Annotated in this window: 12 protein-coding genes; 6 read left to right on the forward strand and 6 right to left on the reverse strand. The window is 59.6% G+C overall.

The window, feature by feature from the left end:
* Window positions 1-61: 61 nt before the first annotated feature.
* Window positions 62-1,183, forward strand: a complete 1,122-nt coding sequence (locus ACM6IV_RS26520; protein WP_414872314.1) for an SMP-30/gluconolactonase/LRE family protein — start codon at window positions 62-64, stop codon at window positions 1,181-1,183.
* A gap of 255 nt (window positions 1,184-1,438) precedes the next feature.
* Window positions 1,439-1,690 carry a DUF2790 domain-containing protein gene (locus ACM6IV_RS26525; protein ID WP_414872315.1) on the forward strand — a complete coding sequence of 84 codons (252 nt, stop codon included), beginning with the start codon at window positions 1,439-1,441 and terminating at the stop codon, window positions 1,688-1,690.
* A 76-nt stretch (window positions 1,691-1,766) separates the two neighbouring features.
* Here ACM6IV_RS26525 and ACM6IV_RS26530 read toward each other — a convergent pair whose 3' ends face one another.
* Complete coding sequence (locus tag ACM6IV_RS26530) at window positions 1,767-2,693, reverse strand: LysR family transcriptional regulator (RefSeq protein WP_414872316.1); 927 nt, start codon at window positions 2,691-2,693, stop codon at window positions 1,767-1,769.
* 221 nt (window positions 2,694-2,914) lie between these two features.
* Here ACM6IV_RS26530 and ACM6IV_RS26535 point away from each other — a divergent pair, with 221 nt between their 5' ends.
* The 3 genes from ACM6IV_RS26535 to ACM6IV_RS26545 are packed head-to-tail and all read left to right on the forward strand — an operon-like array spanning window position 2,915 to window position 5,697.
* Window positions 2,915-4,351: an NAD-dependent succinate-semialdehyde dehydrogenase gene (locus tag ACM6IV_RS26535; protein ID WP_414872317.1), complete on the forward strand. Its 1,437-nt coding sequence runs from the start codon at window positions 2,915-2,917 to the stop codon at window positions 4,349-4,351.
* Window positions 4,352-4,362: 11 nt separating this feature from the next.
* Window positions 4,363-4,695 carry a carboxymuconolactone decarboxylase family protein gene (locus ACM6IV_RS26540; protein WP_414872318.1) on the forward strand — a complete coding sequence of 111 codons (333 nt, stop codon included), beginning with the start codon at window positions 4,363-4,365 and terminating at the stop codon, window positions 4,693-4,695.
* Window positions 4,696-5,697, forward strand: coding sequence for an NAD(P)H-quinone oxidoreductase (locus tag ACM6IV_RS26545; protein WP_414872319.1), 1,002 nt, complete (start codon window positions 4,696-4,698; stop codon window positions 5,695-5,697).
* A 75-nt stretch (window positions 5,698-5,772) separates the two neighbouring features.
* On the opposite strand, the gene ACM6IV_RS26550 is transcribed toward ACM6IV_RS26545, so the two are convergent.
* Window positions 5,773-6,282 (reverse strand): nucleoside deaminase, encoded by a 510-nt coding sequence (locus ACM6IV_RS26550; RefSeq protein WP_414872320.1) that lies wholly within the window; start codon window positions 6,280-6,282, stop codon window positions 5,773-5,775.
* Window positions 6,283-6,313: 31 nt separating this feature from the next.
* Complete coding sequence (locus ACM6IV_RS26555; RefSeq protein WP_414872321.1) at window positions 6,314-7,645, reverse strand: nucleobase:cation symporter-2 family protein; 1,332 nt, start codon at window positions 7,643-7,645, stop codon at window positions 6,314-6,316.
* Window positions 7,646-7,870: 225 nt separating this feature from the next.
* Here ACM6IV_RS26555 and ACM6IV_RS26560 point away from each other — a divergent pair, with 225 nt between their 5' ends.
* Entirely contained in the window at window positions 7,871-8,785 is a 915-nt protein-coding gene (locus tag ACM6IV_RS26560; RefSeq protein WP_414872322.1) for a LysR family transcriptional regulator, read from the forward strand.
* A 52-nt stretch (window positions 8,786-8,837) separates the two neighbouring features.
* Here ACM6IV_RS26560 and ACM6IV_RS26565 read toward each other — a convergent pair whose 3' ends face one another.
* The 3 genes from ACM6IV_RS26565 to ACM6IV_RS26575 form a co-directional block, all read right to left on the reverse strand.
* Window positions 8,838-11,927, reverse strand: a complete 3,090-nt coding sequence (locus tag ACM6IV_RS26565) for an efflux RND transporter permease subunit (protein WP_414872323.1) — start codon at window positions 11,925-11,927, stop codon at window positions 8,838-8,840.
* Complete coding sequence (locus ACM6IV_RS26570; protein WP_414872324.1) at window positions 11,924-13,033, reverse strand: efflux RND transporter periplasmic adaptor subunit; 1,110 nt, start codon at window positions 13,031-13,033, stop codon at window positions 11,924-11,926. The genes ACM6IV_RS26565 and ACM6IV_RS26570 overlap by 4 nt, the downstream gene beginning before the upstream one ends.
* Window positions 13,034-13,169: 136 nt before the next feature.
* A complete protein-coding gene (locus ACM6IV_RS26575; protein ID WP_414872325.1) occupies window positions 13,170-14,441 on the reverse strand; it encodes an OmpP1/FadL family transporter in 1,272 nt (423 codons plus the stop codon).
* Window positions 14,442-14,572 lie beyond the last annotated feature (131 nt).

Below are 14,572 nucleotides of genomic sequence, written 5' to 3' on the forward strand. Positions count from 1 at the left end.
GTCCTATCACAAGGTATTACTACGTCTCCCCGAAAATAAATAAAACCACGGAGATCGCTACATGGACTCATCCCTGTCCGCTCGACCTGAAAGCCCTGACCGAGCGCAAGGCAATACCCGCCGCAGCTTCCTGAAAAAATCCCTCGCCGTTTCCGCTACGCTCGCCACCGTCGGCAGTGCCACACTGCCCCGACTCGCCGAAGCCGCCGAACCCTTGAGTCAGCGCTACCCGGATCCGCTGATTCATATCCTCGACGACAGCTTCCTCGACCTACGTGTTTTCAACGCCAGTGTTGAAAAACTTGCCACCGGTATGCGCTGGGCCGAAGGACCGGTGTGGGTTGGTGATGGCCGCTATTTGTTGGTCAGCGACATCCCCAATAATCGCATCATGCGCTGGGACGAAATCACCGACACCTTCAGCGTGTACCGCGAACACTCCAACTTTTCCAACGGCATGTGCCGGGATCGCCAAGGGCGTCTGATTGTCTGCGAAGGCTCCACCACCACCAGCGAAGGTCGGCGCATCACGCGCACCGAAGCCAATGGCACGATCACCGTGCTGGCCGACAGCTTCGACGGCAAGCCCTTCAACTCGCCCAACGACATCGTCTGCAAAAGTGACGGCTCGATCTGGTTCACCGACCCGCCCTTCCAGACCGGCAACAACTACGAAGGCCACAAGATCACCCCGAGCCAGCCCCACGCGGCGTACCGCATCGACGGCGAGAGCAAAAAAGTCACGCGGGTCATCGACGACCTCAACGGCCCCAACGGTCTGTGCTTTTCTCCCGATGAGAAAACCCTGTACGTCGTTGAAGGTCGCGCCAAGCCCAATCGCCTGATCTGGGCGATTGCGGTGAAGGACGACGGCACACTGGGCGAGCGCCGCAAGCACATCGAAGGGCTGGAATATGCCGCGATCGACGGCATCAAATGCGACGAAGCCGGCAATCTGTGGTGCGGCTGGGGCGGCAATGGTGATCCCAAGGCCGACCTGGAAAAACTCGACGGCGTGCGCGTGTTCAATCCGCAGGGCAAGGCGATCGGGCACATTTCCCTGCCAGAGCGCTGCCCGAATTTGTGCTTCGGGGGACGCGAAGGCAATCGGCTGTTCATGGCTAGCAGTCACTCGATCTATTCACTGTTTGTGAATACCCGGGGGACTACGTTTGCGTTGTAAAAGCCAGGTTCGTCTCGCGACAGTTTCGTGAGCGTCGAAACACTGCTTGCCGCGCATCCGAAGGTGCGCGGCACTCTAGCCCGGTTACTGTCACCGCCACGCCGGACCTTGTAGAGCGCCCGTAACGTCAGACACTGCACGATTGTGTTCGGAATTGATAAAAGTCTTTCCCTGATCCGCGCCTGTTTCCGCAAAACCCTCGAGCCTAAAGTTCGTCCTGCCAGCAAGACCAAACTTACTTTAGGAAATCTCATCATGAAAACGGCAATGATCATCGTCGCACTGTTGGGCTTCAGTTCAGTGGTAGCGGCACAGGACGGTTCTGCAAAGACTCAACAGGTCGAGCAATATCGCTACGGCACCCATCTGGATGTCGCCAAGGTCATCTCTGAAGACCCGGTGCCGGATGTTTGCGCAGTGGTACCGACGCACATGACCTACCAGGATTCGCAGGGCAAACAACACGTACTGGCCTATAACGTCATGGGCCGTTGCAGCCAGGGCTAAGTCAGCTGTTCGCCCATCATTGCGCCTCGGAGAGTGGTCTCATCGAGGCGCAAATACCTTTTTGCCCCACAGCGTTTCAATCGATCAGTGCTTGGGCCGTGGCTGCCAGTCGACTGCCAACCCGATCTTTCAGCGTTTCAATAAACCGGGTGATTTTTGCATCGACAAACTGCCGAGAGGTATAGACGGCATACACGTTGCGCTCATAGGTATGGTAGTCAGGCAAAACCCGCACGAGCTTGCCGGAGCGCAAATCATCGATGGCCGTAAACCCGGCCAGCAAGCCAATCCCCGCGCCCTCTCGGATGGCCAGCGCCATCGCATCCATATCGTTAACGCTGAAACTTGGCCCTGTCGGGACAAACGTCGCGTCCCCGGCCTTGCTCTTGAGCTGCCACTCGTCCCGCACATAGTCCACGGTGCCCAACAGCAGACACTGATGATCACGCAGGTCTTCAGGCGTTTCCGGGGCCGCATGCCGCGCCAGATAGTCTGGCGACGCCACCAGCACACAATGGCTGACACCGATCTTTTGGCTGACATACGCCGAATCGGGGAGCGCGCGGGCAATCAGAATCGAAACATCCAGTTGGTCTTCCAACAGGTTCGGCATGCGTTGCGAGAGCAATAAATCCACGGTCACCTCCGGGAATTGCTGGCGGTACTCCAGCACAGCCCCGGTGACCAGATGCCGGGCCAGTCCGGGAACGCAATGCACCCGCAGTGTTCCCCGAGGCTCCAGCGCGGCATTGCTGGCTTCGGCTTCGGCACTCTCCAGATCAGCGAGGATCTTCGTGCAGCGCTCATAGAAGCGTCGCCCCGCATCGGTGACCGACAGGCGTCGGGTCGAGCGTTGCAGCAGGCGTGTATCGAGCACGTTTTCCAGCGCAGATACAGCACGCGATACGTTACCTACAGTGGAGTCCAGATGATTGGCCACGGCCGTGAAACTGCCCATCTCGACAACCTTTATGTACACCGACATGTTCGAAAGCTTATCCATCGCGACCTTCCTGTAGATCTGACGCTTACCCGTGATAACACGCATTTTTCCCGGATGCTACACGTTCGGCCTGCGGCTCGATATTACCTCTGGCGACAACAATGATTCCCTCTGGCTCGTCTAAATCAAGGGACGCACCTTCCATAGACTTGGTTGCACAGGCCGCCTGAACAGGCGCCGGGTTTCTTACGAATCTGTGACAACCAACTGAAGGGCACATCATGAAGACTTCCTACGACCCGCTTTATCTTTTCATCGGTGGTGAATGGATCAGTGCCGAAGGGCGCGATACCGCCGCCGTCGTCAACCCGGCCACCGGCCGGGAAATCGGCCGCGTCCCTCTCGCCACCGCGAGCGACCTTGATCACGCCCTTGAAGTGACTCGCCTGGGCTTCGAGCAATGGCGCCAGACCGTGCCTGACCAACGCGCAAAAATCCTCAAGCGTGCCGCCGACCTGATCCTCGAACGTGCACCGCAGATCGCCGCGCAGATGACCCTGGAGGAAGGCAAGCCGCTGAATGAAAGCCTGGATGAAGTGACCCGTGCGGCGGAGTACTTCGAATGGTTCGCCGAAAGCGCCCGGCGTATCGATGGCCGGGTGGTCCCGGCCAACCGGCCAGGCGTGTTGCAACTGGTCAAACGCCAGGCCATCGGCCCGGTGGCCGCATTTACACCGTGGAATTTCCCGGCCATCACCCCGGCACGCAAGCTCTCGGCAGCACTGGCCGCCGGTTGCAGCGTCATCCTCAAACCGGGTGAGGAAAGTCCCTCCACAGCACTGGCCCTGGCGCGTGCACTCGACGATGCAGGATTGCCCAAGGGTGTGCTGCAAGTGGTCTTCGGCGTACCGGATCAAGTGTCCAGCCATCTGATCGCCTCGCCGACCATTCGCAAAGTGACCTTCACCGGCTCAGTGCCTATCGGTCGCCTGCTGTCTGCACGCGCTGCCGAAGGCGTGAAGCCCATCACCCTTGAACTGGGTGGGCACGGACCGGTGCTGGTGTTCGAAGATGCCGACATTGAAAAAGCCGCCGTCGAAGGTGTCGCCAATCGCTTTCGCGGCACCGGGCAGGTGTGCATTTCATCCACTCGGTTTCTGATCCAGCGTGGCGCCTATCAAGCTTTTGTCGATCACTTTGTCGCGGCGACCCAATCCCTGAGAATCGGTGACGGTCTGCATCCGGATACTCAAGTCGGACCTTTGGCCAACCCAAGGCAATTGGCAAAAATGGAAGAACTGGTCGCCGATGCCGTTGAAAAAGGCGCTCGGGTATTGGCCGGTGGCGAAGCTTTGTCCGGCGAGGGCTACTTCTTCCAGCCCACCGTTCTGGCGGATGTGCCGATGAACGCCCGCGTCATGCACGAAGAACCCTTCGGCCCCATCGCCGTGCTGATGCCGTTCGATGAACTGGCCGATGGACTGCAAGAAGCCAACCGTCTGCCCTACGGACTTTCGGCCTACGCGTTCACCTCCAGTGCGCGCACGGCCATTGATGTCGCCGACGGATTGGAGGCCGGGATGATCGGCATCAACCAATACCGCATCGTCGCTACCGAACTCCCATTCGGTGGCATGAAAGAAAGCGGTCACGGCTCCGAAGGCGGTATTGAAGGCATCGAGCACTATCTGACCCACAAATTCATCAGCCAGGTTTAAGGAACTCGCCCATGTCCAAGCTCAATTTCAGCAGTCCTCGCGAAGCCGCGCGTGCGTTCACGCCAAAGCTGGCGCAATTCGTGGACTCGACGCTTTATCCGCAAATCTGGAGCGATCCCGCGCTGTCCCCGCGCGACCGTAGCCTGATCACCGTGGCGGCATTGATTGCCGCTGGTCACTCGGAAGAGTTGCCTGCCCACTTACGCCGCGCGGCTGGCAACGGAGTGACCCAAGACGAACTGGCGGCAGCGATCATGCACCTGGCTTTCTATGTGGGCTTCCCTGGCGCCATCACTGCGTCTGCTATCGCCAACGCCACGTTCAGAGAAACGGAGAACAACTGAATGAAAGCCATCAACATCAGAGAATTCGGTGCGCCAGACGTCCTTGAACTCGTCGAAGTCGCCAATCCTGAAGTGCGGCCTGACGACCTGCTGGTGCGTGTCTATGCCGCCGGGGTGAACCGTGCCGATCTGACGCACCGGACCGGTGGCTACGGCCATCCGGATTTCGGCGACTCGCTGATCATCGGCCTGGAAATCGCCGGCGAAGTGATCGGCAAAGGTAACGCAGTGGCCGGGTTCGAGGTGGGAGATCGCGTCATGGGCGTGGTCGGCGGCGGTGCCTACGCCGAGCTGGCGCGTATCGATTACCGCATGGCCATGCACATCCCTGCGCAGCTGGACTATGTACACGCGGCAGCCATTCCCGAGGTCTTCGTCACCGCCCATGAAGCGATGATGCACTTGGCGCGCCTCAAGTCCGGCGATTCGGTGTTGATTCATGCGGCCGCTGGCGGCGTCGGGTCTGCTGCGGTGCAGTTGGCTTACGCCACCGGCGCTACGGTGTATGCGACCACCGAAGGCAGCAAGTTGGCGCGTGTCGAGCATTTGGGCGCAGACGTGGCGATCGACTACAAGACCGAGGATTTCGCTGAGGTGATCGCCGACAAAACCCAGGGTCGCGGCGTCGATGTGATCATCGATTTTATCGGTGAGCCCTACTTCGCCCGCAACATCGCGTCCCTTGCCAAGGGTGGCCGTCTGGTTCAGGTGGGGATTCTCGGCGGTGGCGGCAACGTGACGGTAGCGCTGGAGGACATTCTTTACCGCCACCTGCAAATCATCGGCACGGTGATGAAGTCGCGCACGCAACCGGAGAAGCACGCCATGATCAAACGCTTCCGCGAGCACTGGCTTGATCGCTTCGAGGGTGCCGGAAGCCTTGAGCCGGTGGTCGATAGCACGTTTGCGCTAGCGCGGGCTGCCGATGCGCATCGCAGAATGGAATCTTCCGCAAACGTCGGGAAGATCATTTTGACCATGCAGCCCCACGACCTCGTTTAGTGCCGCTCATCTTTCAGTGAAACTGAAAAGGTGCCTGTGACGGGCACCTTTTGCCGGTGAGAAATTAATCTCTCCTCAAGACCAGAAGCCTTTGTGCGGTTCAGCCGCCTCGCCTTCCAGCATCGGCCCCAACACACTGACCTTGCGCTGCCCCTTGGCGAACACCTCGCGGCACGGCAGCGAGAACGTCGGGTTCTCCGGATGGTCACCCGTCAACCCCAGCAACGCATGCTCCGACAAGGCATAAACCACCCGCCCGATCCCCGTCCAATACACCGCGCCGGCGCACATGCAGCAAGGTTCGGCGCTGGTGTACAGCGTGCACAATTCCAGCTCTTGCGGTGTCAGCAGCTTGGCCGCTGCAGCCGCTGCAACCAGTTCGGCATGTTGGGTAGGATCGCCTTCCGGCGGCATCGAGTTGTTCCCCGCTTCGACAATCACCTTGCCGTTGCGGTCGGCCACCAATGCCGCGAATGGATGGCGACCGCGTTGCTTCGATGCCTCGGACAAGGCGATGGTCTGGCGCAGCAAGGTCAGATCAAGCTCGCTGACGCCGGCCGGGATGAGCTGAGTGAATTGATTCATGGGTAACTCCTGGGCAGTGGTAAACAAACAGTCAGTCGGCCAGTTCAGCGCCGATGGTTTCGGTCGATTTTTTGTCGTTGTTGAGCAGGATGTTGAGGACGATGGCCGTGATCGCGCCGAGGAAAATCCCGCTGTCGAGCACCAGTTTCAGGGTCGGGCTGACGTGTTCGAACAATGCCGGAAACGACATCGGCAGCACGCCGACACTCACCGACACGGCGACAATGATGCCGTTGCGCGTGCCTTCGAATTGCACTCGCGACAGTTCCTGAATCCCCGCCACCGTGGTCATGCCGAACATCACGATCGCGCAGCCACCGAGCACCGGAGTCGGTACCGCGGCGATCAAAGCACCGAGTTTCGGGAACAAGCCCATCAGCACCATGATTGCCCCGGCCGCGGCCACGACGAAGCGGCTTTTCACGTTGGAAAGCGCGATCAAACCGGTGTTCTGAGTGAAGGCGTTGTAGGGAAAGCTGTTGAACAAACCACCGAGCATGGTCGACAAACCATCGGCGCGGAACGCGTTGCCGAGGGTCTGTTGCGTGGTCGGTTTGCCGGTCAGTTTGCCGATCGCCAGGCAATTGCCGGTGGTCTCGGCCATGATCACCAGCATCGCCAGGGTCATGATCAGAATCGGCACCGGTGAGAATTCCGGTGCGCCGAATGCCATCGGCGCACTCAGCTCAAACCACGCGGCTTCGCTGACACGATTGAAGTGAGTCATACCGCAAGCTGCTGCGATCAGGCTGCCGACGAACAGACCAATCAGCACGCTGAGGTTGCCGAGAAAGCCCTTGCATTTGGCGTATATCACTAGAGTCACGCTGACCGTCGCCAAACCGAGCAACAGGTTCGCGGGATTACCAAAATCCGCCGAGTCGGGATTGCCGCCGCCCAGCCAGATCGCAGCTGCCGGCATCAGCGAGATGCCGATAATGGTGATCAGACTGCCAATCACCACCGGCGGAAAAAACCGCAGCAAGCGGCTGAACACCGGTGCCAGGGCAATGGTGATAAAGCCAGCGGCGATCACTGCACCGAATATCTGACTAAGGCCGAATTCCTTGCCGATCATGATCATCGGCGCCAAGGCAATAAACGAGCAGCCCTGAATCAGCGGCAGCCGCGCGCCGAATTTCCAGAAGCCTAGGGTTTGAATCAACGTCGCTACGCCAGAGGTCAACAGGTTGGCGTTGATCAGCAACACCACCTGCGCCGAGGTCAGCCCCATCGCACTGCCAAGAATCAGTGGCACAGCCACCGCTCCCGCGTACATCACCAGCACATGCTGCAAGCCAAACGTGAACAACTGTCGCAGTGGCAAAACTTCGTCCACCGGATGAATGCGTTGTGTGGTCATTTCACACGCTCCTGAAGGTGCGGCATCTGTTGAGATCGCGGGCATGCTCAGGGGCGCTTGAAAGTCAGATCCGCCCCGGAGATCGTTTAACGCGGGGCCATAGTTGAACGTTTATTGCGATGAACCAAATTAGCAACCATCGCTTTTTTCGATGGCACGAATCTGGCATTGGTTTGGATTGGTTATCTGCTTTAAACCTCCATCCTCGACCCAGGAGTTCACCGCTTGCGCTTCTCACTCGATCAACTGTTGATGTTCGTCCAAGTGGTCAAAAGCGGATCGTTCTCCGCCGCCGGGCGCAAACTAGGCAAGACTCAATCGACCATCAGCGCGGCGATTGCCAATCTGGAAACCGACCTTGGCGTCGAGCTGTTCGACCGCAGCAACCGCAGCCCGGCCCTCACCGCCAGCGGCCACAAATTGCTGGTGCAGGCCGAATCCGTGCTCGAACGCTGCATGACCTTCGAAGCCCACGCTGACTGCCTTTCGGACAACGTCGAAACCAGCCTGACGCTCGCCATTGAAACGCCGTACGGGCCGATCATGCCGGTGCTCAAAGCCTTCGAAGCCGCGTTCCCCTTTGTCGACCTGATCATCCGTCATCCGGTCTATGGCGACGTCAGCGAACTGGTCAGCAGCGGTGAAGCGGTACTCGGCGTGGCGTTTTCACAACCCGGCTATCCCAAGGAACTGGCGTTCCAGCAACTGGGCAAACTGATCATGCTGCACGTCTGCCATCCCGACCATCCACTGGCGCAGCTCGATAACGTCACGTTCGATGACCTGCATGTGCATCGGCGCCTGGCCTTCAGTGCCCACGCGAGCAAACTGCCGAGCAGCGAATACCTGCGCTCGACCCAGTTGTGGCAAGCGGAAAGCTATCTGGCGTTACTGGAAATGGTCCGTGCCGGGCTCGGCTGGGCCACCCTGCCCCGCCAGCTTGTTCAGCGTGAACTGGCCAAGGGTGAACTGGTGGAACTGCAGCTATCGGCGTATCCGCATACGGACTGGCAGATTGGTGTGGATTTGCTGTGGGCGCGACAACGGCCGCTGGGAAAGGCGGAACGGTGGCTGAAGGAGAAGTTGCAGGGCAACAAGGTGTATGAACTGGATCGCAACGGGCAGATCACCACGCTTTGACGTGGGGGACAAAGAGGCCCGCCAGAGCGGGCCTCGATTTCAGGCTTTGTAACTACGCCAGTCTGACTGTCTCAGTCTGAGCCTTGTGTTCAGGACGGATCTTGAACCAGATGGAGTACATCGCCGGCAGGAACACCAGCGTCATGATGGTACCGACGAACGTGCCGCCAATCAGGGTGTAAGCCAGCGTGCCCCAGAACACCGAGTGTGTCAGTGGAATAAACGCCAGGATGGCCGCCAGCGCCGTCAGCAGGACCGGCCGCGCACGTTGCACCGTGGCTTCGACCACGGCGTGAAACGGGTCCAGCCCTTCCTGCGTGTTGTGGTGGATCTGCCCGATCAGAATCAACGTATTGCGCATGAGGATCCCCGACAGCGCAATCAGCCCGACCAGCGCATTGATGCCAAACGGCTGATTGAAGATAAGCAGCGTTGGCACCACACCAATCAAGCCTAACGGCGAGGTGAGGAAGACCATAATCATCGCCGCGATCGAACGCACCTGCACCATGATGATCAGCAACGTCATGGCGATCATGATCGGCAGCAAGGGCAAGATCGCCTTGCCCGCCTTGCCGGACTCCTCAATGGCGCCCGCCTGCTCAATCCGGTAACCAGATGGCAGTTTTTCGATGATCGGCTGCAACTGCTTGAGGATCACGCTCGAAACATCTGGTGGCTGCAAGCCTTCGGCAATGTCGCCACGCACGGTGATGGTCGGCGTGCGGTCACGGCGGCGCAGAATCGGATCTCCCATGCGTACATCGACCTCGCCGACCTGCGACAAAGGGATGCGCTGTCCCGCCGCGCCGACCAAGGTGAAACCTTTGATCTGCGCCGGGTCGAGCCTGATATTGCCAGCGGCACGCCCGACGACCTGCACAGAGCGAATATCCTCGCGAACCGCTGTGATCGGCACTCCGCTCAGCAGGAACTGCAGTTGCTGGGCAACCGCATTGGAGGTCAGCCCCACGGCTTGCAGACGGTCCTGATCGAGACTGAAATGCAATGTCGGGGTCAGCGGCCCCCAGTCAGTGTTCACCGTTCTCATCATCGGGCTGTCTTGCAATACGACGCGGACCTGCTCGGCGATATCGCGCAGCTTCGCGGGATCAGGTCCCATCACCCGGTAGGCAACGGGAAACGGCGAATAGGGACCAAACACAATTTGCGTGGCCCGTACGCGAGCCTCCGGCGCAAGGCCTGCTGCAACCGCTTCGCGCAAGCGCAACTTGAGGGTCTCACGCGCCTCCTGACTGTCTGTCAGCACGACGATTTTGGCAAACGAAGGGTCGGGTAATTCCGGCGCCATCGCCAGGAAGAAACGTGGCGCACCCTGGCCGATATAGGCCGTGACGATTTTGGCCTCCTCCTGCTTGTGCAACCAGGCTTCGACCTTGGCGGCCGAGGCGCTGGTCTGCTCGATCGAAGTCCCGTAAGGCATCTGTACCTCGATCATCACCTCGGGGCGGTCGGAGGTCGGAAAGAACTGCTTCTTCACCAGCCCCATGCCGGGAACGGCGACGAAAAACAGCGCGACCACCGTGCCAGCCACCAACCATTTGCGAGCGATCACTGCGGTCAGCAAACGGCGAAAGCGGTTGTAATTCGGCGTGTTGTAAATAGCCGCGTGGCCACCTTCGACCTGCTTGATGTCCGGCAACAACTTCACGCCCAGATACGGGGTGAACGCCACCGCGACGACCCAGGACGCGATCAGCGCGATGCCGACAATCCAGAACATGTTGCTGGTGTACTCGCCGGCAGTCGACTGGGCAAAACCGTTCGGCAAAAAGCCGATCGCCGTCACCAGCGTACCGGACAGCATCGGCGCCGCCGTATGGCTCCAGGCATACGCGGACGCTTTGATGCGGTCGTAGCCCTCCTCCATTTTCACCACCATCATTTCAATGGCGATGATCGCGTCATCCACCAACAGCCCGAGCGCGAGAATCAATGACCCGAGGGTAATGCGATCAAAGTTCTTGCCGGTGGCGGCCATCACCACGAACACGATCGCCAGGGTCAACGGCACAGCCGCGGCGACCACCACCCCGACCCGCCAGCCCATGCTGAGAAAGCACACGAGCATGACCACCAGCAGCGCGACAAAAAACTTGACCATGAACTCGCCGACAGCGGAGTCGATATTGACCGCCTGGTCGGTGACTTTGGCGAGGGTCATGCCCAGTGGTATTTCCGCATTAATCCGCGCGGTCTCGGCATCCAGCGCCGTGCCCAGATCCAGACCGTTCCAGCCCTCGCGCATGACCACGCCCAGCAGCAGCGCGTCTTCACCGTTATTGCGCACGACAAAGGTGGCCGGGTCCTCGTAACCGCGTTCAACCGTTGCCACATCAGAGAGCTTGAGCGTGCGGCCCTGCACGGAGACCGGTGTGTCGCGAATTTTCTGTACCTTGTCGAAAGCACCGTCCAGACGCAGAAACACCTGTGGCCCATTGGTTTCGATGGAGCCGGCGGGCGTCAGCACGTTCTGACTGTTCAGCGCGGCGAAGATCTCCTGCGGTGACAGGCCGAGGGTCGCCAAGCGGTCATGGGAAAACGAAACGTAGATGCGCTCGGCTTGCTCACCGATGATGTTGACCTTCTTCACCCCCGGCACGTGCAGCAAACGCTGGCGCATGGCTTCGGCATCACGCACCAGCAAGCGCTGTGGCTCGCCTTTGGCTTTCAAGGCGAACAGCGCGAAGGTCACGTCGGAAAACTCATCGTTGACCATCGGCCCGATTACACCGGCCGGCAGCCTGATGGCTTCGTCGTCGAGTTTCTTGCGTGCTTGATAGAACTCTTCCTGCACTTGCGAGGGTGGCGTGCTATCGAGCAGCGACACCATCGTGAACGCCAGTCCCGGACGGGTATAGGTTTCCGAGCGGTCGTACCACTTAAGTTCTTGCAGGCGCTTTTCAAGGGGTTCGGCGACCTGATCCTGCATCTCTTGCGCCGTCGCACCGGGCCACGCGGTAATCACGGTCAACTGCTTGACCGTAAACGGTGGATCTTCCGCACGTCCCAACTTAAAGAACGACAACGTCCCCGCAACAGCGATCAGAAAGATCAGGAACACCGTGATCGCCCGCTCGCGCACGGCGATGGCCGAAAGGTTGAAGCGCCCCTGGCTCATGGGCGACTCCCGGCAACGCTGGCTTCGTTCTGCTGCGGCAATCGCACCTCTTCGCCATCGCGCAGTAGGTGGGCGCCCAACGCTACAATCTGCTCACCGGCAGCGAGGTCGCCGGCGATGCGGGCCGAATCATCGCTCAACCCCAGCACCTGCACCGCTCGCCAGGTCACTGTTGCCGGTGTTCCAGCGATCACCCACACACCCGGACCTTTGCCCGGGTCGTAAATCGCGGCAATGGGGACTTGTAACGCCTGTGTCCGGGTGGCGCCCTCGGCAATGCTGAGGGAGACGGTCGCACCGATCGGCGCATTGGCCAACGGTCCCTCGAGCACATACCGCGCTTCGAATGTGCGCGTCGTGCGGTCTGCGGAGTCCGAAAGCAGCCTGAGACTTACCGTGACAGGAGCTGAGTTCACTCCGTAAAGGCTGGCTTGCGCGGTGGAGCCGACTGCCGGGCGTAGCGTTTCGGGCAGATGCACGATGGCTTCACGCTGACCTGCGCGCGCCAATCGAACCACCGGTTGTCCCGGGCTGACTACTTGTCCCGGTTCAGCGAGGGTTTCCACCACCACGCCGTCCGCATCAGCGACCAGCAGCGCATAACCCGAAGCATTGCGGGCCACGTCGGCTTGCGCTTGCGCGGCGTTGAGCTGCGCTTTTGCAGTCTCTGCGGCGGCTCTGAACTGATCGTAGGCTGATGCCGAAATGGCGCCAACGCCGACCAGTTTGCGATAGCGAGCCTCATCGTCGGCTGTCTGTTTGGCGCTGGCGCGAGCTGCGATGACCGCCGCCTGCTGCGCCCGCGCTTGCAGTCCGAGGTCGATCGGGTCGAGACGCATCAGCGGCTGCCCTCGCTTGACGACCTCCCCCGTATCAACCAGACGTTCGAGCACCTTGCCCGACACGCGAAAACCCAAGTCGCCCTGAACGCGCGCCGCGACCACTCCGGTGAAAGAACGAGCGACATCGGGTGACGCTTGAACCGCAGCGGATCTGACCAGCGGCGCCTGGGTACGGGGATCTGCAACGCTTGAAGATTCGCCACAGGCAGTCAGGGCAAGAGGCAACAAGCATGCGGCAATGGGGAAAGGTCGGAGCCGGCGCATAGATTCCCTTACTGAGGAATAGGATGATCATCATATTCTCAGTCTTGTGACCAACATCGTCAATAGTCACTACCTGAGAAATAACTGTATCCTGGCCATCAGCAACATCGGACTACGGATCGACTGACAGCCCCGACTAAAAACGGTAGCTCACAGAAGTCCCAAGCCCGCTCGCACTGTTCTTGTATCTGGCACTGTAGGCACCTCTCGATGCCGAGGTGTCGTTGACCTCCACGCTCTCCTCCCAAAGGTAGGAATAAGCCAGGTCGATCGTGACATTTTCCACCGGCGTCCAGCCGGCACCGAAGCTGAGCACCTTGCGGTCGCCCGTCGGAATGCGCGGCCCCCGATTAGTGTTGTTGGCCGGTGACTGATCAACCGAAAAACCGGCACGAAGCACCCATTGGTTATTCAGTTGATAGGCCGCACCGATCGCGTGAGCCCAGGTGTCGTGCCAGTTCTGCTCTTCGCTGATCGTCCCCAACTGGCCACTCAGCAACGGCGGCAAGCCACTGTTCTCGATCGTCAGCTCCTTGAAGCGGCTCCAGCGCGTCCAGGTACTGCCCAGATAAAGCGTCCAGTCGTTATTGAATTGGTGCGTGACCGAAAAGTCCACCGACTCGGGCGTGTCGACGTCCAGCGATGCGTCATAGCTGCGGCCGCTGACGCCCAGCACGCTGAAGATGCCATCGGTGACCTTGGTTTTCGCGTCCAGGTGGTAACTGACTTTGGAGTGATAGGTCAGCCCCAGGCGGGTCTGATCTGTCGCCTGCACCAGCACACCGGCGTTGAAACCCAGCGCGGTGTCATCGCCGGTGCTTTTCAGCTTGCCGTCATTACGCCCCGGGCTGAGAGGATTGGGCACCATGCCCGAAATCTCTCCACCAATACGGTTGATGGTCGGGCCGAAGCCGATCGAGACTTTTTCGTTAAACGCATAGCTGATGGTCGGCTGGAAAGTCAGCGTGGTGACTTCGCTCTTGTTGGCGTAATAGCGCCCGGCAAAACCACTGCCATAGTCGGTGATCAGCCCGAACGGTACATAAAATCCGACGCCGAATGCCCAGTGTTCATCAATGGGTTTGACGTAATACCCCATCGGCACGGTGGTCGTCGGCACCATGTCGCCGTCTTCCTTGCCGCCGAACGTACTGCGCGTCCGGCTGATATCAGACTTGGCGAACAGCGTCGCCGCGCCCACGCTGACCTGCTCTTGTTTAAGCCGCGCCATGCCCGCCGGGTTGCCGTAGATCGTACTGGCGTCTTCGGCTGAAGAAGAGCGCCCGGCAAAACCGGAGCCCATCCCGCTGATGCTTTGTTCGTTGAGTGCAAAGCCACCGGCAAACACATTGGAAGACGCAAGCACGAAGGCCAAGCCCACGGGGCTCTTGAGCATTGTTTTTTTCATTATTGGACTCTATGGAGATCACTGGAATAGAACATCGAGCACTACAGCGAACCCATATTATCCATGTGACTAATACAGTCAATGGTCACATTACAGAAAACTCAAAGCGCTCCCGGCATGCACGTGCCGGG

The organism is Pseudomonas sp. IT-347P, from assembly GCF_949768005.1.
Classification (GTDB): domain Bacteria; phylum Pseudomonadota; class Gammaproteobacteria; order Pseudomonadales; family Pseudomonadaceae; genus Aquipseudomonas.